We start from the raw sequence: 20,996 nt of genomic DNA, 5'->3' as shown, positions 1-20,996 counted from the left end.
CGCCCAGCTCACGGCATCAGGCAGGCCTTAGGCCCTGATGTGCTCGACCGGCGACCCGACGTCTCATCACGACGTCGGGTCGCCGGCGGCCGCGTACGTCGAAGTACTTCTCCATCCGCTGCACCAGGTCGAACGCCGCCTCGTCGTCGCCGGCCTCGCCCGCCTGCCGGATCAGCGCCTGCACCGCCGCCTGCTCCGCGTCGAACCAGGCGAGTGGGTCATCGCTCAGGTCGGCAAGTACATGATCGACGTCCGGCCGGGGCTTACGGCCGGGGACCGCGGCGAAGCACGGCCCGGGCAACCCGTCCGACAGCCGCTCCGCGATCGCGAGCCACCCGCCCATGCCCCGTCCGAGGGCGTTCCGGAACGCTTCCGGCGTCTCCTCCGCCCGGGCCCGGCCCTGCGCGAACAGCCGCACCAGATCATGGAAGCGGTACCGCGCCTGCCCGGCGACGTCGATCCCCACCGGCGTCAGCAGATGCGTGTCGACGAGGGTGTCGAGGTCGTCCTGACCCGGCTCCGACAGCAGGCCGGCCAGCCAGGCCGGGAAGTCCGGCACGTCGAACACGCCGAGCAGCCGGAACAGCCGGCGGGCCGAGGGCGCCAGAGCGTCGTAGCTCAAGGTCAGCGACGCGCGTACCTGAAGGTCGCCGATGTGCAGCCGGTCGAGCCGGCCCTGCTCGTCGCGCAGCAGCCCGACCAGGTGCGACAGCGTCCACTGCGGACGCGATGTCAGCCGCGCGCCCGCGATGCGCACCGCCAGCGGCAGGCCGTCGCAGAGCCGGACCACGTCCGCGGCGGCGTCCGGGTCGCGGTCGACCCGGGTGTCGGGCAGGATCCGGGCCAGCAACCGGACGCCCTCGTCGCCGCGCAGCACGTCGAGCCGGGTCCAGCGGACACCCGCGATGCCGGGCAGCCACCGGCGGCTGGTGAGCAACACGGCGCACCCGGCGGTGCCCGGCAGCAGCGCCTGGACCTGCTGCTCGGATCCCGCGTTGTCGAGCACCACGAGCACCCGGCGCCCGGCCAGCATGCTGCGATACAGCTCGCCGCGCTCGGCGGGATCCAGCGGCACCGCGGAACCCGGCACGCCGAGGGCGCGCAGGAACCGGCCGAGGACCTCGGTGGCGGTGTGCGGGGATGGGCCGGTGCCGGCCAGATCGGCGTACATCTGCCCGTCGGGGTAAGCCGGTGCGATGCCGTGCGCGAGGCGGACGGCGAGCGTGGTCTTCCCGACGCCGGCCATGCCGGTGATGCCGGCGACGGTGAGTGCGGTCGGCTCGGTGCCCGGCGACAGCACCTTGTGCAGCTGCCGCAGTTCTTCCTCACGGCCGGTGAAGTCGGCGACGGCGGGCGGTAGGTGCGCGGGCACGACGCGGGACACCGGGACCCGGGCCTGCTCGGCAGGATCGTCGGACAGCATGCGCCGATGAAGCTCCTGAAGCTCGTGTCCGGGGGCGACACCCAACTCGGTGCGCAGCGTTGCCTGCAGAGAGGCGTATGCGGCCAGCGCCCGCGCCCGGGCCCCGCTGCCGTGCAGTGCCCGCAGATAGTGGCCCCAGAGGCGTTCCCGCAGCGGATGCTCGGCGACGGCAGCCGCCAGGTTGGTGGCCAGCGCGGCGTGTTCGCCGAGTGCCAGGCGTGCCTGGGCGTGGTCCTCCAGCGCGGTCAGGCGGGCCTCGGCCATCCGGGCCGCTTCCGCGGCGAACCACTCCAGCTCGCTCAGGTCCTCCATCGGCGGGCCGCGCCACAGGGCGAGCGCCTGGCCGAGCCGGTCGGCGGCCCGCACCGGCCGGTCGTCCTGAAGAGCGCGGCGGCCCTCGGCGGCCAGAGCGGCGAAGAGCATCACGTCACAGTCACCTTCGGCGACATCGAGCCGGTAGCCGCTTGTGGCCCGCGTGAGCCGCCGGCCGCCGGCCCCGCCGGCCGCATCGAGTGCGCGGCGCAGAGCCGAGACGTACGAATGCAGGTTGGCGCGCGCCGACGCGGGAGGGTCCGCACCCCACAACGCCTCGATCAGCTCGGTGGTGCGCACCATGCGGCCGGCCCGCAGCAGCAGCACGGCCAGCAGCGCGCGTTGCTTGCGGCGGCCCACCGTGACGAGCTCACCGCCAGGGCGGCGCAGTTCGAGACGGCCCAGCAGACGAAAGCGCAGGGAGAGCTTCGCGTCCACTGTATACATTCGGCCTTCTTCGCACTCTGTCGGCTCGTGACGGGGCACACAACCGCCAATCGCCGCGACCGCCGGCGACCTGTAAGCGACCATGACATGCGCACCGCCCAGGCCCGGCTGGACGGCAGGTTCCTGCCACGCCTGACCTGGCCGGATCGTCGATCCGTCACTGCCCAACGACGTCTCGCCGGCGATCGCCGGCGCCGGGTCGCCAAGACGGTCCGGGCCGCCCCGGTCTGCTCCGTGCACTCAACGAGCAGGCCGCACTCCGGGCGCTGCTCGCCGAGGGGGACCGTGACGCGCGCCCGGATCGCGCAGCTCACCGGCCTGTCCAAGGTCACCGCTTCGAGCCTGATCGAGAGGCTGGAGGCACGCGGCCTGGTGACGAGCGTGGGCACCACCGACGGCTCGCGCGGCCCCAACGCCGTGACCTATTCCCTGGTCCCGGACGTCTGCTACGCCGTAGGCCTCGAGGTCGGCCCTGACCGGATCGTGGCCGCGACTGTGGACATGACCGGGCGCGTCGCGGGCCGTGTCGAGCTCGAGGTCGTTCCGGACGATCCGGTCGCGGTGGTCTGCCTCGCCGTGCAGACCACTGTCGAGGAAGCCGGCGTGCCGCTGGACCGGGCCCGGCAGATCGTCGTCGGTGTTCCCGGCCTGGTCGACCCGGTCACGCGCGACCTGCGGTTCTCCTGCATACCCTATGTGCCCGCCTGGGCCGGCCGGTGGCGTTCGAGAACGACGCGAACGCTGCCGCGCTCGCCGAGGCGCGGCTGGACGCGGCCGCCGGCGTCGCGAACTATCTGCTGGTCTCCCTGGCCGTGGGATCGGCCTGGCCCTGGTGATGGACGGTGTCCTCTGTCGCGGTGCCACCGGTGCCGCCGGTGAGCTGGGGTTCCTGCCCGTGCCCGGGGCGCCCGTGGAGATGACCACCACGAGGGACGGCTCCCTGGGTGGCTCGTTCCAATTGCTGGTGGGCGCCGCGAACGTCCTGAAGATCGCGCGTGACGCCGGCAGCGCCGCCGATGCCGTACGCCGGGCCTCGGCGATGGGCCCGGACGGGGCGCCGGTTCTCGAGGAACTGGCCCGGCGGGTGGCCCTGGGCATCGGCGGACCCAGCGCCGTGCTCGACCCGGCACTGGTAAACCTCGCCGGCGACGTGGGTCGAGCCGGCGGCGAGACCCTGGCCCGACCAGTGGAACTGGCGGTTGCCCGTATGGTCCCGGTCGTGCCCAAGGTGGTGACCACGGCGGTGCGTACCGTCCCGTGCTGCACGGAGCGTTGCTTTCCGGCCTGGACATGGTGCACCAGAAGGTGCTGGGCCTGGACGGTAATTCGTCCATCCTTGTCGATTCGCCCTGACCGGCGCGGCGCATCGCGCCGGAGATGAGGGCGTCCGACCGAGATGTAGGAGAGCGGGCCCATCTTCCGCTGAGCCGGCCGTGCAGCAAGTTCGAAGAGCGTGACCGGAGTGGCGTGAATAATTCTGGGGCCCTATGCCCAGCAAAGACAGAACGGGTGACCGACCGGGTCCGCGTATACTCGATAATCCGGACCCTGATGCGGCAACCGAGATGCGCCGATCTTGAGAGCTTCTGCCTCGGCCTGTTCGATGTCCTCAACCATCACATCAATGTGGAACTGCTGGGGACGTTCAGGATCAGGCCATTGCGGTTCTCTGAAGTCTGGCACGCGCTGGAAGGCCACACGGTGACGATCTGCGCCGTCCCTGATCACAACCCATTCGTCGTCCTCCCGCTCTACCTGCATGCCGAGCAACTGCGTGTAGAAGCTGGCCAGCGCTCGGGGGTCGGGGCAATCAATCACCACATGCTCGTAACGTCCGATCATGAGGTACGTCATACCCGCCGGTTGCCGAAGTTCAACCTCCAATACTCCGCCCGAGGCGTCGACGCCCACCGTAGCGACATCGGGCTCCAACGTCGACGCCCGTCGGAGTCTCACCGTCCTGTACGCCTGCTCGGCGACAGCTTCGCGCAGGCGGCGGTGCCATGCTGACTGCCCAGAATCCGCAACTGCCGATGAGAGTGCACCCGATAATGCCGATCGTTGAGCCGAGGGCACGGGTGCTAGTAATTCAGGTTTCGTGTCATGACCCGCTCCACGATTTGAGCATCGTTGGGATGCGGTTGGTATTCATCGGTGCCGCGAAATCCGTGACGCAAGTACAAGTGCTTCGCCGCGATGTTGCCTTCCGCCACCCAGAGATCAACCCGCTTGTGGCGGTTCTCCCGCGCCCACGTCAAGACTTCGCCGATGAGTAGACCACCCACACCGCGCCGGCGCCATTCCGGAGCTGTCCACATGCTGTACAGCTCAACCGCCCCGTTCCGATCTTCGGGGATCCAGGCGCCCACCATCCCTGCGGTGTCGCCGGCCACCACCTTCAGCCCCTTGCTCGGATCGAGCCAGTCGCGCCAGTCCTTCTCGTGGTAGCTCCGTTCCTTCTCGAGCGAGGAGGCGAAGGCGTACGGGGCCTCGGCAAGTGCGGCCAGTCTGGCCGTGCGCCACGCTTGCCAATCGTCCGGATTGAGGCGGCGTACGGGCACGTCCATGTTGTTGATCCCTTCGGTCGATGCGCCGACGTTAAGAGCCACACCGACGCACTGCAACCGACTATCGGCAACACCGAACGCCCCTGCACGGCTTGGCCAGAGGGTGGTGGATAGTACGGGCATGGCGGTCTTCACGGAGGAAGAAGAGGAACGAGGGCGCATCGACTGGGAGGTGCTCCACGACGGCGGCGTGGGCGCATTCCAGGCGGCGAAGGCGTTCGACGGCGCTATCCGTGACTTGCGCGATCGTGGTTATGGTGTCGCGGAGGTGTCGGGCCGGACGTCATCAGCCCGACCCGTCGGCGCCCAGTCGCATCCGGCACCGGCTGATGCGCACTATCAGCCGGCCCCGTTTCTGACAGACCTGCTCAGCCAGGTCTCGATGCGCTACTGCGGATGGTCGGCCAAGAACCTCGATGCGTTCTGTGACACGCTCCGCTACATCGACTTCGCCGGGGTGACCGGGTGGGTCCTTGCCCTGCGGGACTTTGACCGGTTCTTCGAAGCCGATGCCCGATGGGCGGCCGGTGCGATCGACGTGATCGCGCAAGTTTCACGTGAGCACTTGATGCGCGGCTATCGGCTCTTAACGCTTCTGCACGCCGAGGGCCAAGCTGTAGACCTTGGAAAGATCGGCGGGTTCAAGGTGTGGTGGCAGTAGCGGCGGTGTCCCACTCACATGCCGCCGAGCGTGCGCCGGCGGGTGGACGGCGTCACGCCGTGTCACGCCGATCGGGTCGACCGAGCGTCCGCTCGTGCCGAGAAGAGTGCGTCACGACAGCTCGGCGTCGGCGGAACCCGACCTTGGAGATTGTGACTCACGGAATGCTGCATCACTGCTGGGATGAGTCAGTCCCAGCGTTCTGGTCGGCGAATATCCGCTCGGCCACTTCGCGCATGGTGATCCGGTGGTCCATCGCGGTCCGCTGCATCCACTTGAACGCCTCCGGTTCGGTCATTTGGTACTTCGTCATCAGTTCGCCCTTGGCCCGTTCCACCGACTTGCGGGTTTCCAGCCGGTCTACCAGCGCCTCTACCTCGAACTCCAACGCGGCCATCTCCGAGAACCGAGACAACGCGATCTCGATCGCCGGCAGCAGGTCGGACTTCTGAAACGGCTTCACGAGATATGCCATCGCGCCGGCCGCCCGAGCCCGCTCTACGATCTCCCGCTGGGAGAACGCGGTCAGGATCACTACCGGCGCGATCCTTGCCGTGGCGATCCGCTCGGCCGCAGCCAATCCATCCATGATCGGCATCTTGATGTCGAGGATGACCAGGTCGGGTGCGAGGTCCTCCGCCAGCCGCACCGCAGTCTCGCCGTCACCGGCCTCACCGACGACGTCGTAGCCGGCTTCGACGAGCATTTCGGCGAGGTTGAGCCGGACCAGCGCCTCGTCCTCGGCGATGAGAACCCGCCTGCGCTCGGCGCCCGCCCGCGTGTCGGTCCCGTACCCGGCGAACAATTGACGCCGACCATCCGCGAGATCGATGACATCGGCGATACTCGCCTGGATGGACTCATCCGCTCGGCGGAGCAGGGCGTCGAGCTCGTCGTCGTTCATGACGAGCCACCTCCCCCCTTGGTGGCGAGTCTGCGCTTCAGAGTCTGTCGCGCCTGGTACAGATTCGATCGTACGGCGTCGACGGATAGCCCGGTGAGGTTCGCGATCTCCTTCGGCTCGTAACCGTCGTAGCACCAGGCCATCACCTCACGCTGCCGTGGTGACAATGCGGCGAGCGCGTCGAGCACCAGTTCCTCCTCGTCCTTGAGGCGCATCTCCTGGAACGCTGGCCGCGGGAGCCACGCCGGCGAGGAAATCGCGCGCTGCCATTCGCCCACACGGCGTTCGCACTGGTGAACGTGGTAGCGCAACGACGTTACGCGGACCCAGGCGCGCGGCGAGTCGATCGCCTTCCAGTGCCGCACCGCCTCAAGGAACGCCTCCTGGGCCGCGTCCCAACTCTCCTCCCAAGTGGCACCCTGCTTGCGGAGGAAGAGCAGCACACGGGTGAACTCGGCGTCATAGAAGGCACGGAATCCAGGTGGTTCACTCACGCGTACGCTCCTGATCGGCAGACCGCCTCGCTGCGTAGATGACGGTCGCCAACTCAATCACCGCGCCGGCGAGACCGCAGACCGCGGCCACCACAAGCATCGTCGCCTCCGCCATGATTCTCCATTCCCTGTCCAGGTGCCGTCGACAACGGAGAGGGAGACGAACTCATGATCGTGAAACGTCGGTCCAACCGGCGGTATCTCGCAGTCGCGACGTAAGCCAAGCGGAGGATGCCCAGCAGACCCAGCGCGAGATCACCCGCCACAGCGCCGCGCAACATCCCTGCCGCCGGCCGCGCGTGCCGGCTCACCACCAGCCGCCAGCACGGCCGTCGCCGCTCACGCCTATCCCGCATCCAGGATCAGACCGGCGAGCTTCGCAGCCTGCGACCAGCCACGACGCTCAGCGTGCGCGAGATACGTGGACGTCCGAAACGGACAAGTGGCTGAGCGCCACACTCATCTGCCGCCGACAGCGTGTGACCGTGGGCAGGAGCCGCTCGCGTGGCCGATAGCATCCTCGGGTGCGAGTAGTCCTTGATGGCAACCGGGTAAAGTCCGAGCGTGACTTGCGCCGCGCGCTGGCGACCTTTGCTTGAATTCGGCCCCTACTACGGCGCGAACCTGGACGCGTTGTGGGATCGGCTGAGTGCCGACGTTGAGCGGCCTGTCCACCTGCATTGGGCAGCATCCGGCACCAGCCGCGCCGCGATGGGCCCGCTGGCGTTTGACCGCATCGAACGGATTCTCCAGAAGACCGTCGAACAGGACGCTGCCTTCAAACGGGCCGATCGCTTCACGTACGAACTCGGGTAGCGTCCCAGCACTGGTCAACGCACTCTCATGCCGCCGATAAAGCGCGGCACCGGCTGACGCTCGCCTGTCTCGTTCGCATGAGGGGCCTGTAGGTGGCCGGCCCGAGTATCAGAACGCCGAGGCTGGGGGCGATCGTGGCCTCCTGAGCGGGCTCAGAAGTAGGAGCGCTTGCCGAGGATCTGTGCGGCGCGCCAGATGTGCCGGGCCCGCCGTTCCGCCGTCTCGATTCTCGGCTCCGGGTCGTCGGGCAGGCCGGTCAAGATGATGCGGCTGACCAGCGTAACCAGCGGGCTTTCTCGGCCGGGCCGCTGCTCCGGGACGACCACGCCGACGTAGCCGCGGCGCAGGGTGCGCGGCGCGATGATCGTCATCATCCGGTTCAGGTGGTGCTGCTGCGCGACGATCGCGACCGGCCGGTCGTCGCCGAAGAAACCCTCGATTTCCGTACGAAGGAAGTTCGTTACCGTGTCGATGGATCGGCACTCTGCAGCGATGGACTCGCCCGGCACACCCTGCCGGACCAGCTCGGCTTTCATCATCTCCGCCTCGGGCAGCCCGTCTCGACGGTCGACCGGCGTCTTGTAGCCGGAGCACACGACGCGCCCGCGTGCCGGGCCGGCCACCTCGTCGAAGAGTTGACGGGCCACGGTGAGCCGGTCAAGTGCCTGCTCAGGCAGCCCGAAGCCGGTTGCGTCGCGACCCCGGCCGGGCACTAAGACGTGCGCGACGTCCCGCAGCTCCGCCGTCCCGGGAAGGATCTCCAAACCCATCCCGCCACGCTAGCGCCCGCGGTTGTACATCGCTGCCAGGCAGGCGCGCAGACGATCATGCCGGAAGATGTAGTGGTTGCCGTTCTTCCGCAACACGCCTGAGTAGTGACATACCTGCAGAAACGTTGGGAACGCCCACGGTAGCCGGTCGCGTAGGTAGAGCCAAAGATGTGCGATCTTGAACGGTGCCCACTGATTCCAGAAGAACACCGCGGCCGCGACCCCGACCGGCAGCGCGGTCAGGCTCCAGAAGGCCCTCGGCGGGTGGAACATCGGCGCGAAGATCAGGTAGCCGCTCCCGAGGGTGATAGTGGCCAGGGCCATCATGCCGATGCCGGAGCGCCGGTCGTTGTTGATCACCTTGAGCGGGTCGGCAGTGCGGGCGCCGGTGCCCGCGTCCACCTTCGGCAAGGACCGCAGGACCCGCGCCGAAAGCCGTCCGCCGCCGTATCCGACGGTGAGGCCGAGCAAGGCGGCGACCAATACCCAGCCGATGAACGGCCGCATGGTCAGACCCAGCCACCAGTCGGCGGCGTTCGTCGGCCACCACACCGCTCCGGTCGCGAGGTAGCAGGTCGCGGCGAGTCCGGCACCCATGACGAGCTTGCGGGTGTGGTCCTGAAGATCACCGTCTTTCTGTCCTTTGCCCGCAGTGAACAAGTAACCGATACGGGTGGGGTCGTCCGGTGCTTTCCACCGTCCGACTGAATAGCCACGCGCGTATGCGAAGCCGAACAGCACGCCGGTCAGCAGAAAAAGCGCGACCGTGGCGGGTGGCAACACCCCGCCGAGCAGCGCTGCGGTCACCCCGAGAAGCACGCTGCCGGCCAGCCCGAGGCGATACATCGGCGCGAACTGGCGAAGCTGCCAAAACGCGATGGCTTCGGTCGACTTCCGGGAGCCGAGGAACCCGAGCCAATGCTCCGCCTCCGCCGGAATGAAGCCGTCGGACGGCGCGTCGTCGCCGTCCGGTCGAGCGGCGACCCGGGTGAAGATGGCGGTGATCGTTCGTTGCAACAGATGCTGCTCGACATCTCCGGGCGTCCGCAGCTCGAGCAGATCGGTGACCCGGCCGGTGTATTCGTCCTCGACCGCATACACGGTCTTGGCCAGCCAGGCGTTCAACGGCTTTGACAGCGCCGTACGCGCGGCGGGGGCAGCGGCCAGTCCGCTGGAGAGCGCCTCCCAATTCGGCCGGGCCAGCGGCGGCACCTTGAGCAGCAAGAACCGGCCTACCTCGTCCGCGCCGACCGGGTCGAGTTCGATGACTGCGGCGTCGGGAACGGCGTTGTCGAAGTACCGCGAATTGGCCGGCGTCCGAACACCGGTGAGCACCGCCCGCTTGCCCGCGGTGAACTGCCGGAGCGCCTCCGACGCCAGGCGTTGTGTGCTGGGGCCGACCTCGTCGAAGCCGTCGAAGATGGGGACCAGTCGCCCCTCGACGATATCCTGGAGCGCCCTGAGGTGCTCCGTGTCGTGTAGGCCGTATTCGTCGCGCAGCATTCCGGAGATCCAGACCGCGAGCCGCTGCCGGGTCGGCATCCAGGAGCGCAGTCGGAGCAGCACGGATGGGCAGTTCTCGGCGTCCAGGCGGTGCATCAGCGAGTACGCGAGCGTCGTCTTGCCGGACTGTGAGTCACCGAAGATCACCAGGCGGCCACCACCGCAGATGTGCCGGGCCAAGTCGGCTTCTTCGGCCAGCCCCCCTTCTTCATCGCCGAGCTGGTGCCATGGCACCAGCATCTGCCCCCAGTCGACCAGAGCCCGAAGTTCGTTGTCGGCGTAAGCACGGAACTTCTTGGTGAGCGACGCCGCGATCTCGGCTTCGTCGGGCACCCGCTGCGACGGCGGATAGAAGTACTGACGAATACCACCGTGGACGATGCCCGAGATGGCGATTCCGCCGTCGCTGGCCGTCGCGTTCCCCGACTGCTCGACGGAGGATCGCGGGTCGTTCACCGTCAGCCGAGATGCTCGATGCCGGTGTTGGCCACCGACTCCGGTCCATCGGCCCGGGCGTCACCGGATCGGATGACGCTGGCGGGACCCGCCGAATTGCCACCACGGACGCCGGTGTTCGCACCGCCGCCACCGGCTGCCGTCGCGTTCCCCGAGTCCTCGACCCAGGCGGCGACCGACGGCGGCGATGAGGGCAGCAGGTGCGGGCCGAAGAGAGCCACCAGCGCGACGACAACGCCGATCGTGCTGGCCAGCTTGTCAGCCTGGTCGAGGCCGACGATGGCAAAGTAGACAATGAGACCGGCCAGCAATGCGGCGAAAACGATGCGACCGGCCAGGATGACGAGACTACGGCGGGACATAGGTACGAAGTCTACTAACCGTCGTCAACAGAAAGTGATCATGTAATCACCCGATCTTTCGGCGCTGATCGTCACACATCGACTCGCGATTGGGGAGAGCAGCGGCGCCCGGGCTCGCCGCACTCCAAGCGTGGATCGGGACCGGATTGGCTCTCGGACGCGTTACAGCTGGGCCGACATCGGAAAACCCGTCGGCTGGCGGCCGGAGGCGCTCGCCCGCCGAAGTGCCGTCCCCACTCTTTCGGATGAATTAGCCCCCGCTTTCGCTGTCGCGCAACCAAGTCACGCAGCGTTACGGCGGCACCTGGAGCACTCACCCGCGTCGGTTACGAATGACCCTTCAACAGGGAATGCGGTTCTTGTTCTGCCGGGTATGGTCCACGTGTTTCCGCTGGTCAGACGACTGTCCGCTGGCCATTCCGTAGAAGGCTCCCGATATCTGGGAGCTTTTCTGCTCCTATGGTAAGGACCGTGTGTCACATACGTCGTACGTCGGAGATTCTGGCAGGGCATCTGATCTGGTCGGGCTTAATTGCCACGAGCCCGCTGAGTCCGCGCCGCCTTCCCGCCACCGGATGGGTGCTGACGAGGGGCCCGAGGGCGCTCTCGGTCGCTTTCTCGCTGTGCATGTGGCCGCCTCGGCAAGGGTATTCACGACGGTGAATCACCAATACTAGGGTGGCTGGTACGACAGCCGCCGAGCGTGACCTCCGACCCTCCGGGATCGCGGCCGGCCAGCTTCCCAGCGGGCGGGTGAACCACTGATCACTTGCTGGCCGGAGCCGGGCCTTCCCGTATCCTGCTCGGGCCATGAGCGACGACGCCCTGATCACCAGCCTCACCGCCGCCCTCGACGCGCGGCCCGACGACCTGACGCTGCGCTTGCATGTCGCCGGGGTGCTCATCGGCCTGGGCCGGGCCGCCGACGCGGTGCCGCACGTCGGGCTGGTGCTCGCGCGGGATCCCGGTAACCAGGCCGCGCAGGAGCTCATGCGGAGCGCCCTCACGGCGACCGCGCCGGGCGCGGGGACACCCGTCGGGAAGCCGGGGCATGAGCCGGTCGTCCCGCCGGCGGCCACGACTGCCGATCCGGGTACGCACCAGGACGGGACGCCTCCCGCGCAGGACGACCCGCTGGTGGCGTATGAGCACGAGCTGTCCGATGTCGTGCCGCCCCGCTATGTCACCGCGGAGAAACCGTCCGGCGTCCCGCCCGTGCCCAATCCCGCAGGTGACCTGCCGGAACCGGTCCGGGGAGATGGCGACCGGCAGTTCGACGTCGAGTCGTCGAAGGTGCGGCTGGCCGATGTCGGCGGCATGGACGCCGTCAAGGAACGCCTCGAGCTCTCCTTCCTGGGCCCGCTGCGCGACCCGGAACTGCGCAAGCTGTACGGCAAGAGCCTGCGTGGCGGCCTGATGCTGTACGGCCCGCCCGGCTGCGGCAAGACGTTCCTGGCGCGTGCCGTCGCCGGTGAGATGGGCGCCCGGTTCATGTCGTTGTCCATCGTCGATGTCCTGGACATGTGGATCGGCAACTCCGAGCGCAACCTGCACGAGCTGTTCCAGACGGCGCGGCGCAACGCCCCGTGCGTGCTCTTCCTCGACGAGGTCGACGCCCTCGGCCAGAAGCGGTCCCAGACCCACTCCAGCGCGATGCGTACCGTGGGCAACCAACTGCTCGCCGAGCTGGACGGCATCGACGCCGACAACGAGGGGGTGTTCGTGCTCGCCGCGACGAACACGCCCTGGCAGGTCGACCCGGCGTTGCGCCGGCCCGGCCGGCTCGACCGGATGGTGCTGGTGCTGCCGCCGGACGCGGCCGCCCGGGACGCGATCATCCAGCTCAGCCTGCGCGACCGCCCGATCGCCGGCATCGACCTGCCCAGGATCGTCGCGGCGACCGAGGACTTCTCCGGCGCCGATCTGACCCACCTGTGCGAGACCGCGGCCGAGTACGCGATGGCCGACTCGATGCGCAGCGGCAAGATCCGGATGATCGGGCAGCCCGACTTCGACCGGGCCCTGGGCGAGGTCCGGCCGTCCACCGGCCCGTGGTTCGCCACGGCCCGCAACGTCGCGATGTTCAGCAACGAAGGCGGCGCCTACGACGACCTCGTCACGTACCTCAAGGCACGGAAGCTGCTGCGGTGACCGCACCGACGCCGCTCGAGGAGATGGCGTCCCGAGTCCGGCACCTGCTGGCCGTGGGTCGCCCGGACGACGCCGCGCCACTGGTCGAGCGGCACCTCGCCGAGCACCCGGACGACGTGGTCGCGCTCGTCCTGCTGAGCGTGTGCCGGCACGCCACCGGGCGCCACGACGAGGCCATCTCGGTGGCCGCCCACGCTGCCGGACTGGCGCCGGAGTTCCCGCTCGCCCACCGGCAGCTCGCCGCCCTGCTGATGGAGACCGGGCGCGTCCGTGAGAGCCTCGCCGCGGCGCACACGGCACGCGAACTCGACCCCGAGGATCACCGCAACGAGCTCGTGATGGTGTACGCGCTGCTCGCGGCCGGTGGCACCGGCAACATCGCGGCCGCCGACCGGGCCGCGGTACGGGCGCGGCAGCTCGCGCCGGAGGACCCGATGGTGTACGTCGCCGAGGGTGACGTACAGCGCCGCATGGCCCGGTTCGGCGCGGCCCGGACGGCGTACGAGCGCGCCTTGGCCCTGGCCCCCGATGACCCGGTCGCGTTGTCCTCGCTGGCGGAGCTGGACGCCGGCCGCGGGTACGCGCTGAGAGCATCACCGTTGCTGGCCGCGTCACTGGCTGCCGCGCCGACCGACGAGTCCGTCGTGCGTACGGCCACCCGCAGCGCCCGGGCGGCGCTCTGGCTGATCACCGACCTCGCCAGCCTGATCCTGGTGGCCACCTCGCTGGCCGCGATGGCACTGCGGTCACAGGTGGACGGCCCGGCCGGCGTCGGGGCGGCCGTGGTGACGGCCGGAAGCGGTATCGCCGGCGCGGCGGCGTACCTGCGGTGGCGGCTGCGGGCGCTGTCCGGCCCGGCCCGTGTGCTGATCCGCCAGAACCTGCGCCGGCCGACGTTCGCGGCGGCCGCGCTCCGGGTGGTGGTGACAGCGGTGGCCGCGGTCCTGTTCGCGATCGACCCCGATCCCGCCGGGGCCGGCGGTGTCAAGGTGTTCGCCATGCCGGCGACCTCTCTGCCGTTCATCCTGCTGGTGCTGCGGGCCCGCAACTGGTTCGCCCGCGAGGTGTCCTGGCTGGTCCGCCGGGGTTGGTTCAGGATGGCCGCGGGCCGCCGGGAAACCGCACCGTCGGACTGACCTGACGACCGTGCCTTGCCGGCTCCGCGCCGACGATGTCGCGGGTGAAACAACGCGTCATCCGACTTGTCCGCCCGACCGGTGGCGCGGCCCGGATGCCCGGGGACCGCGCCACCGTGTCGCGGGAGCCCTCAGCCGGAGAGTGCCCAGGTCGCCGCGGCACCGACCCCGAGGACCAGGGCGATCTCGGGAGCGAAGAAGACGGCTGCCGCCACGCCCACCACGCCGACCGCGGCCAGGCCTACTTGGCCCGGTGTAATCCCGGCGGGCTGCTGGCTGGGCCGGTCCCCGGGCCGGTCCGTCGGCGCGGGCGGCCGGGACGCTCTGGGCGACGGCACCTTGGGATCGTAGATCCGCCGGTGGTAGATCATGCCCTTGGCGTTCGCTGCCACGGACGGCTTGCCCGCCGCCCCCGTGGCCGCCATGCTGTTCCACCAGGGATAGGAGAAGATCAACAGAGTGCCTCTCCCGTCTCTCTGACTGGCCGGGGCGATGTCGGGACCCTTCTGCACGTTGGGGAACCCGGCGACCGCGAGGCCCGCCACGTAGCGGTTCAGCTGGTTCGCGTTCTGGATCTCCCGCCTCGGATTGTCGTACGAGATGCTTTCCTGCTGGTAGGACCCGGGCTTGACCTCCCACACGTAGGTCAGTTGCTCACCCGCCTTGACGACGATGTCCGGATAGCCGTTTGCGGGCACTCCCGCGCCCGGCAGATAGTTCACGGTCGGGACCTTGATCCGGCCGATCCTGCCGGGGAAGTTCTGGCGGCCCTCGACGTCCCCGTAGACGTTCTCCCTGCCGTATCTCTGGTCGAGTTGCACCAGCGCGAGCTTCAGGGCGGGGTCGTGGTCATGCTCGTACTTGGCGCCGGAGGGGTCGCGGAGAATGGTGGGGCGGCCGTCGACGTAGCTGTACGTGCTGATCGCGGGCGTTCTCGGGGACGCCGTGACCGGGTCCTTGCCGCCGAAGCGGCCGGTGTCCGGGTCGTAGGTGCGGGCCGGGAAGGAATACCTGTCGCCGAGCTGCGAGTCCCGGTACCCGCCGGTGAAGCCCAGCTTGTTCTCCGAGCCGGGCACGGTGAGCGCGTCCGCCGTGCCGTTGTCGCGCGGATTGCCGTACGGGTCGTAGTCGTACGCCGCCAGCGTGGAGCCCGCGGACGAGATGACGTTGCCCACCCCGCCCAGGAAGTCGAGCGCGTACGAGTCGGCGTGGCCGCTGCGCATCGTGGCCACCGGCAGCTCGCCCGGTCCGAAGAGATAGCCGCGGGAGTTGGTGCTGGTGCCGCCGTAGTTGATCGTGTCGAGCGCGAGCTGCGGTACGTCGTTGTTGATGTCGTAGCGCCAGCTGCGGCTGGTGATGTCGTCGTCGGAGCCGGAGGTCGCGCTCAGCCGCAGCCCCTGGGCGTCGTAGTCGAAGCTGACCTGCTTGCCGCCGACGGTGGCTGTCGCCATGGTGTGGTCCAGGTTGTACGTGAACCGGCTGCCGCCCGAGCGGGTCATGTTGCCGCGCCCGTCGTACTCGAACGCCACGGTGCTGCTGCCGGTGGTGGCCGACAGGAGCTGGTCCGCCGGGTCGTACGCGTAGGTGGTGGTGCCGGTGCCGGCGGTGCCGGTCAGCGTCTGCGACGTGCGGTTGCCGACCGCGTCATAGGCGTACCTGACCGTGTCGGAGGAGACGGCGCTGCAGCTGCTGACGTTGTAGCAGGCTGCGGTGACCCGGTTCAGCGGATCGTAGGAGTAGCCGACGGCCTGCGAGTCCGTACCCCGGGTGGTGGTGACGGTTGTCGGGTTGCCCACCGGGTCGCGGACCATCCGGTAGCGGGCCACCACGGCGCTGCCCGCGGCCGTTCTCAGGTCGGTCAGGCGGCCGGCCCGGTCGTAGGTGCGGGTGGTCTCGGCGCCCGGCATGGTGGTCCGGGTCTGCTGCCCGGCCACGTCGTAGCCGAAGGTCCAGCTCGTGGAGCCGTCGGCGGTGAGGCCGGTCATCCGGTTGTCGGCGTCGAACGTGGCGGTCAGCTTCGTGCCGTCCGGCCAGGTGCGCGACGTGACGTTGCCGTCGCCGTCGTAGCCGTAGGTGAAGCTGCCGTCGTCGCGTCCGGCCCGGGTCAGGCGCCCGTTCGCGTCGTACGCCATGGTCCGTATCCCGGCCGGATCGGCCATGCCGGTCATCCGGCTCTCGGCGTCGTAGCCGTAGGCGTAGATCAGGCCGCCCGAGCGCTGGTCCTGCCCGACGTGCCGGTTGAGGATGTCGTACGTGTTGACGATGCTGCGCTCGGCGGCGGAGGAGGACCCGGGCGCGGTGTAGCGGACCAGGTTGCTCTCCGCGTCGTACGCGTAGGCGCCGACCCGTCCGTTGCCGTCGGTGACCGAGGCGACCCGTCCGAGCTCGTCGTACGTGTACTCCCCGAGGTGCCCGTTGGGGTCGGTGCGCCGCACGAGGTGCCCCGCCACGTCGTACGCGTACCTGGTCGTGGCCCCGCCGGGGGCCACCACGGTGGTCAGCCGGTCCGCCTGGTCGTAGGTGTAGCCGGTGGCGTTGCCGTTGCGATCGGTGTTGCTGACGACCCGGTTGTTCGCGTCGTAGCCGAACCTCATCGGCGCGCCGAGCGGGTCGACGGCCGAGGTCAGGTTACCCGCCGGGTCATAGGTGTACCGGGCCGTGTAGTCGTCCGGGCTGGCGCCGGAGGCGTTGCCACGGGCCTCGACGGCGGTGACCACGCGGCCGTCGTCGTCGTACGTCCAGGTGGTCCGGCCGCCGGTCGCGGAGGTCCGCGCGGTCGGGTTGCCGGCGGCGTCGTACTCGGTGCGCTGCGCGCCGCCGCGCGGGGCGGTCACGACCGTCGGCTGGCCGTCCTTGTCGATGGCCACCGAGGTGGTCCCGCCGAGCGGGTCGACGGTGGAGACGGCGTTGTGGTTGTTGTCGAAGCGGGTGGTGGTGACCTTGCCGAACGCGTCGGTGCTGGTCGTCGCCCGGTTCAGCTCGTCGAAGCCGGTGTCCTGGGTGACGAACCCGCCGCCGGGGTACGGGTGCCGGACGCGTACCTGGTTGCTGTTGAAGTCGTACGTGTACGTGGTCGTGAACGGCGCCGGGTTGGCTCCGCTGATGTTGCCGCGCGGCGACACGACCCTCGCCAGATTGCCCCGCGAGTCGTAGCCCATGGTGGTCTTCCCGCCGGCGGCGTCGGTGACCGCCGAGCGCCGGCCGGCCGCCGTGTACGCGTACGTGGTGCGGTTGCCCTGCGGGTCGATCACCGCGGCGGTGCGGCCGAGAACGTCGAGATACTCGTACGTGGTCTCGCCGCCCTCGGGATTCGCCGAGCGCGACAGTTGCCCGAGCGCGTCGTAGTCGGTGACCCAGGGGTTTTGCTTGCCCGGGTCGAAGGACTGCCGCCGCCGGTCCAGCGCGTCGTAGACGTACCGGGTGGTGTAGTCGGCGGGGTCCGCTCCCGCCGCCGTGCCGCGCGGGTCGGTCTCCTCGACCGGGCGCCCCGATCCGTCGTACCGGTAGGCGGTTTTGTACCCGAGCGGCGACGTGCGCGAGGTGAGGTTGCCGGCCGCGTCGTAGGCCATGGTGGTCTTCTTGCCACGCGGGTCGCTGACCGCGGTGGTCAGGCCGCGGTCGTCCACCGAGATGACCGTCGCCTTGCCGGCCGGTGTGGTGATCTTGGTGAGTTCGTCGAACGCGGTGTAGCCGAAGGTCGATGTCTGGCCGAGCCCGTCGGTGTGTGCGGTCAGGTTGTTGTGCGGGTCGAAGGTGTTGCTGACCGTGTAGCCGAGCGGCTCGGGCGCGGTCATCCTCGTCAGGTTGCCGGCCGCGTCGAAGCCGGAGACCAGCTGGTTGCCCTTGGCGTCGACCAGCAGCGTCGGGTCGACCTGCCCGTTGTAACGCTTGTTGGTGGTGTCCCCGTTGCCGTTCTGGCTGTACACCAGCACGTTGCCGCGGTATCCGTCGTAGAAGTTCACGCCGTCCGGGTCGACGGTGCGCGCCTCCTGCTTGGCGGCGTCCCACGAGAAGGTCGTCAGTTTCCCGTACGCGTCGGCCTGGCTCGCCACCCGCCCGTTCGCGTACGCGGTGGTGACCTGGGTGCGCCCGGCGGGGTCGATCACCTCGGTCAGCAGTGCCCCGGAATAGGTGTAACGCCAGACGCTGCCCATCGCGTCGGTGACCGAGGTGAGCTGCTGGTTCGTGTAGCCGTACTCGGCGAGGCGGCCGTCGGGCAGCGTGATGCGGCGGATCAGACCGTCGGTGCCGAGAGCCACGGTGACCACCCGCCCGGCGGCGTCGGTGATCGTCCACGCCGTCGACGTGTAGCTGACGGTCGTGCCGTTGCCGCGCGGATCCTTGACGGAGGTGAGCCGCCCGGACCCGTCGAAGGCGTAGGTGATCTGTTCCGGGGTGACCAGCTTCCAGCCGCTGCCGGACGCGCTCAGCGTCGAGCGGATCGCGGGCGGCCGCTTGTAGGAGCCATCACTGTTGCGCTGATAGACGACTTGGGCGCCGTCGTCGGCGCGTACGGTCACGGCGGTCTGGCCGGAGGCGGGCGGGATCACGCGTACGTCGTAGCTCCAGGCCCAGCCGGCCCCCAGCGACCCGGCCCCGGTGGTGCCGGACGAGTAGCGCCGCACCGCCTGGAACGGCACGCCGAATCCGGCCATCCGCAGGTCGCTGTAGCCCAGGGTGAAGGTGCCCGTGCCGGTGTTCACCCCGGAACCGCGAACCGCCTGGGCGCCGTCGGACGGCGCGAGGGCATTGCCGCAGGAGCAGCCCGCGGCCTGCGCGGCGGGCAGGGCCGGCGGCAGGGCGGTCGTCCGCGCCTTCGCGGTGCCCGACCGGCCGGAGACGATCCTGGTCCCGGATTTCGTGGTGACGGTGACGGCGACGGAGTAGTCGCGCGCGTCGGTGAGCGTCCAGCCGTCCGCCGCGCCGAACGTCCGGCAGAACTGCCGCGGCGTGGTGCAGCGGGTCAGATCGCCCGCGGGGATCGACGCCGACTCCTGCGCAGTGCCGGTTGTCGAGTCGTAGACGGTCGCCCGCCAGGTCTGCCAGCTGTCGATGTCGGACGCGTCGGCCTCGAAGTAGAGCACGAGCGACGTGTCGGCCATCGCATAGCCGGACCGCAGCAGCAGGTCGTAGGCGCCGGGCCCGCTGGCCGACGCGGCCTTGCTCGCCGACTTCGCCGTCGTCTGCCGTTCGGCCGCCGAGAGGCGCCGGGGCTGGCCGGCCGCGTCGAATCCCGGCGGTACGGGAGGAGGCCGATTACCCAACGGCAGGCCGTGGTCGGGACGGGAGGACGAGGGCAGCGCCCGCTCGACCGGACCGGGCCCGGGCGGCACGGCTTGTGTTGTCCTTGTGATGGGCTCGGGTGCCGGCGCGGCGGTAGCCGGCGCTACGAACAGGAACGGGACCGTCAGCAGCGCGACGGTCGCCGAAAGCAGCCAGACGGATCTGCGCCCGGCATCGGTCATGGACATCGGCTTCACTCCCTGGAGACGACTTTCGATAGAAATCAGTCGATGCTCTCCATGCGGGGATGCGAAGTCCACGTGGGTGGCCTGAACCGGCCAGTCATTTCGTCGGACAGTGCGGGGTCGGCTTCGGCGACGGCGCGGGAGACGATCAGCGCGCCGACCATCTGGGGGAACAGTGGGCGAACTTCCCGTCATCCAGCGCCACGTTCGGTCAGCCGCGTGAACCCGGCCCGGATCGTCAGCCCGCCTCGGGCAGGGCGGCTCTACGGCCGGCTGACGTCCGGCCGCTGACGGGTCAGGTTCACATAAAGGGGTACGGCCGTGATCAGCGTCCCGACGCCCGCCGTGATGTAGGCGGCGCGGTAGCCGACCTGCTCCACCACGAATCCCGCCAGCAGCACTCCGAGCAGGAAGGCTCCGGTGCCCGCCCCCTCGAACAGGGCGAACACCGTGCCCCGGATCCGGTCGGGGGTGCGGCGCTGGAGCTGGGAATGGACCGCCACCAGCAGCATGCCGCTGCCGAAGCCGCCGACGGTCATCAACGGCGGCACCGCGGCGAACCACGGCGACAGCGGTACGGCGACCATGCCCGCACCCATGACGATGCGGCCGGCGAACAGCGCGCGCGGTTCCGTGGCCGCGGACAGCCGCCGGCCCCCCAGCCATCCGCCCAGCACCAAGCCGGTCGCCCAGCCCGCGTTCATGAGGTTGTAGCCGAGCACCCCGGCGCCGAAGTCGTCGGCGAGGATGGGCTCCGCGACCATGGCGAAGCTCGTGGTGACGTACGCGGCCACGGACGACGCCAGCACGAGGTGGATGCCGGGCGTCGCGCGGATGTGCCGGGCGGCCTCGGTGAGCCATCGGTTGCGGTGCGGCTGATGGTGGCGGCGGGTGTGGCGGCGCAGGGGAACCCACAGTACGAGTGCGGCCGAGATCAGGAATGAGATCGCGTTGCAGGCGTACACGAGCTGGGGGTCGCCGAAGGCCAGCAGCGGGATCGCCAGGATCGGCCCGGCGGCCCGGCCCAGGTTGGCCGCGGCGGCGAGCAGCCCGTTGGCCCACGACAACCGGTCCTCGCCGACCAGCTCCGGCACGGCCGCCGCGGAGGCCGGCAGGAACGGCGCCTCCGCCAGGGCGGCCAGCGCGGCGAGCGCCACGATGGCCGGTGCCGGCCAGCCCAGTGCCAGCAGCGCGAAGCAGAGCGCGGCCAGGCAGTCCGAGGCGATCATGACCCGCCGGCGGCCGAGCGTGTCCGCGAGCACCCCGGCGAAGGGCAGGAACACGCTGCTCACCGCGGTGGTGCTGATCAGGACCGCGGTGATCCACAGCGCGGAGCCGGTCAGCGCGTACACCTCGTACACGATCGCCGCGGAGGCGGCGCCGGTGCCGATCATGGACGCCAGACGGGCGCCGGCGAGCCGGCGCACCGGCCAGATCGGACGGTCCGCGGAGGTCATCCGGTCACCGCGGGCGGTCCGATCATCCGAACACTTTACGTGATCGGGACTGCGCCGATCCGCTACGCT

The 20,996-nt window shown here is 69.6% G+C and carries 14 protein-coding genes and 1 pseudogene; 5 read left to right on the top strand and 10 right to left on the bottom strand.

Going from position 1 to position 20,996, the window contains the following annotated elements; all coding sequences use genetic code 11:
- Nucleotides 1-16: 16 nt before the first annotated feature.
- A complete protein-coding gene (locus ACZ6S4_RS01025; RefSeq protein ID WP_465472896.1) occupies nt 17-2,182 on the bottom strand; it encodes an AfsR/SARP family transcriptional regulator in 2,166 nt (721 codons plus the stop codon).
- Nucleotides 2,183-2,334: 152 nt separating this feature from the next.
- On the opposite strand from ACZ6S4_RS01025, the pseudogene ACZ6S4_RS01020 reads away from it, so the two are divergent.
- Nucleotides 2,335-3,535 (top strand): annotated as a pseudogene (locus ACZ6S4_RS01020) (ROK family transcriptional regulator).
- 132 nt (nt 3,536-3,667) lie between these two features.
- Here the strand turns inward: ACZ6S4_RS01020 and ACZ6S4_RS01015 are convergent.
- On the bottom strand, nt 3,668-4,024 hold the full coding sequence (locus ACZ6S4_RS01015; protein WP_465472895.1) for a VOC family protein: 357 nt from the start codon (nt 4,022-4,024) through the stop codon (nt 3,668-3,670).
- A 239-nt stretch (nt 4,025-4,263) separates the two neighbouring features.
- The gene (locus ACZ6S4_RS01010) at nt 4,264-4,884 is read right to left on the bottom strand and encodes a GNAT family N-acetyltransferase (protein ID WP_465472894.1); all 621 of its coding nucleotides are present in this window, start codon (nt 4,882-4,884) and stop codon (nt 4,264-4,266) included.
- Between ACZ6S4_RS01010 and ACZ6S4_RS01005 the strand changes: the two genes are divergently transcribed.
- Entirely contained in the window at nt 4,871-5,410 is a 540-nt protein-coding gene (locus tag ACZ6S4_RS01005; protein ID WP_465472893.1) for a barstar family protein, read from the top strand. The genes ACZ6S4_RS01010 and ACZ6S4_RS01005 overlap by 14 nt on opposite strands.
- Before the next feature lie 172 nt (nt 5,411-5,582).
- On the opposite strand, the gene ACZ6S4_RS01000 is transcribed toward ACZ6S4_RS01005, so the two are convergent.
- Nucleotides 5,583-6,314 carry an ANTAR domain-containing response regulator gene (locus ACZ6S4_RS01000; protein WP_465472892.1) on the bottom strand — a complete coding sequence of 244 codons (732 nt, stop codon included), beginning with the start codon at nt 6,312-6,314 and terminating at the stop codon, nt 5,583-5,585.
- Entirely contained in the window at nt 6,311-6,808 is a 498-nt protein-coding gene (locus tag ACZ6S4_RS00995) for an RNA polymerase sigma factor (protein WP_465472891.1), read from the bottom strand. The genes ACZ6S4_RS01000 and ACZ6S4_RS00995 overlap by 4 nt, the downstream gene beginning before the upstream one ends.
- Nucleotides 6,809-7,372: 564 nt before the next feature.
- On the opposite strand from ACZ6S4_RS00995, the gene ACZ6S4_RS00990 reads away from it, so the two are divergent.
- Nucleotides 7,373-7,624 carry a barstar family protein gene (locus tag ACZ6S4_RS00990; RefSeq protein WP_465472890.1) on the top strand — a complete coding sequence of 84 codons (252 nt, stop codon included), beginning with the start codon at nt 7,373-7,375 and terminating at the stop codon, nt 7,622-7,624.
- A 152-nt stretch (nt 7,625-7,776) separates the two neighbouring features.
- On the opposite strand, the gene ACZ6S4_RS00985 is transcribed toward ACZ6S4_RS00990, so the two are convergent.
- Genes ACZ6S4_RS00985 through ACZ6S4_RS00975 form a run of 3 tightly spaced genes read right to left on the bottom strand, consistent with a single transcriptional unit; the run spans nt 7,777 to nt 10,715 of the window.
- Entirely contained in the window at nt 7,777-8,394 is a 618-nt protein-coding gene (locus ACZ6S4_RS00985) for a YdcF family protein (RefSeq protein WP_465472889.1), read from the bottom strand.
- Between the two features lie 9 nt (nt 8,395-8,403).
- Nucleotides 8,404-10,353 carry a hypothetical protein gene (locus ACZ6S4_RS00980; RefSeq protein ID WP_465472888.1) on the bottom strand — a complete coding sequence of 650 codons (1,950 nt, stop codon included), beginning with the start codon at nt 10,351-10,353 and terminating at the stop codon, nt 8,404-8,406.
- 2 nt (nt 10,354-10,355) lie between these two features.
- Nucleotides 10,356-10,715 (bottom strand): hypothetical protein, encoded by a 360-nt coding sequence (locus ACZ6S4_RS00975; RefSeq protein ID WP_465472887.1) that lies wholly within the window; start codon nt 10,713-10,715, stop codon nt 10,356-10,358.
- Nucleotides 10,716-11,525: 810 nt separating this feature from the next.
- Here ACZ6S4_RS00975 and ACZ6S4_RS00970 point away from each other — a divergent pair.
- Nucleotides 11,526-12,866: an ATP-binding protein gene (locus tag ACZ6S4_RS00970; RefSeq protein ID WP_465472886.1), complete on the top strand. Its 1,341-nt coding sequence runs from the start codon at nt 11,526-11,528 to the stop codon at nt 12,864-12,866.
- Entirely contained in the window at nt 12,863-14,002 is a 1,140-nt protein-coding gene (locus tag ACZ6S4_RS00965) for a tetratricopeptide repeat protein (protein WP_465472885.1), read from the top strand. The genes ACZ6S4_RS00970 and ACZ6S4_RS00965 overlap by 4 nt, the downstream gene beginning before the upstream one ends.
- A gap of 131 nt (nt 14,003-14,133) precedes the next feature.
- Here the strand turns inward: ACZ6S4_RS00965 and ACZ6S4_RS00960 are convergent, their stop codons facing one another.
- Nucleotides 14,134-19,473, bottom strand: a complete 5,340-nt coding sequence (locus ACZ6S4_RS00960; protein ID WP_465472884.1) for an RHS repeat-associated core domain-containing protein — start codon at nt 19,471-19,473, stop codon at nt 14,134-14,136.
- Between the two features lie 260 nt (nt 19,474-19,733).
- The gene (locus ACZ6S4_RS00955; RefSeq protein ID WP_465472883.1) at nt 19,734-20,927 is read right to left on the bottom strand and encodes an MFS transporter; all 1,194 of its coding nucleotides are present in this window, start codon (nt 20,925-20,927) and stop codon (nt 19,734-19,736) included.
- Nucleotides 20,928-20,996: the final 69 nt, after the last annotated feature.

This window comes from Actinoplanes sp. NPDC051405 (assembly GCF_055586185.1).
This window is presented reverse-complemented; position numbering and strand designations above follow the sequence as displayed.

Bases quoted from the DNA above. Each gene is read 5' to 3' on its own strand.
- ACZ6S4_RS01025 (WP_465472896.1), bottom strand. From the start codon at position 2,182: ATGTATACAGTGGACGCGAAGCTCTCCCTGCGCTTTCGTCTGCTGGGC.
- ACZ6S4_RS01015 (WP_465472895.1), bottom strand. From the start codon at position 4,024: ATGATCGGACGTTACGAGCATGTGGTGATTGATTGCCCCGACCCCCGA.
- ACZ6S4_RS01005 (WP_465472893.1), top strand. From the start codon at position 4,871: ATGGCGGTCTTCACGGAGGAAGAAGAGGAACGAGGGCGCATCGACTGG.
- ACZ6S4_RS01000 (WP_465472892.1), bottom strand. From the start codon at position 6,314: ATGAACGACGACGAGCTCGACGCCCTGCTCCGCCGAGCGGATGAGTCC.
- ACZ6S4_RS00985 (WP_465472889.1), bottom strand. From the start codon at position 8,394: ATGGGTTTGGAGATCCTTCCCGGGACGGCGGAGCTGCGGGACGTCGCG.
- ACZ6S4_RS00975 (WP_465472887.1), bottom strand. From the start codon at position 10,715: ATGTCCCGCCGTAGTCTCGTCATCCTGGCCGGTCGCATCGTTTTCGCC.
- ACZ6S4_RS00970 (WP_465472886.1), top strand. From the start codon at position 11,526: ATGAGCGACGACGCCCTGATCACCAGCCTCACCGCCGCCCTCGACGCG.
- ACZ6S4_RS00960 (WP_465472884.1), bottom strand. From the start codon at position 19,473: ATGTCCATGACCGATGCCGGGCGCAGATCCGTCTGGCTGCTTTCGGCG.
- ACZ6S4_RS00955 (WP_465472883.1), bottom strand. From the start codon at position 20,927: ATGACCTCCGCGGACCGTCCGATCTGGCCGGTGCGCCGGCTCGCCGGC.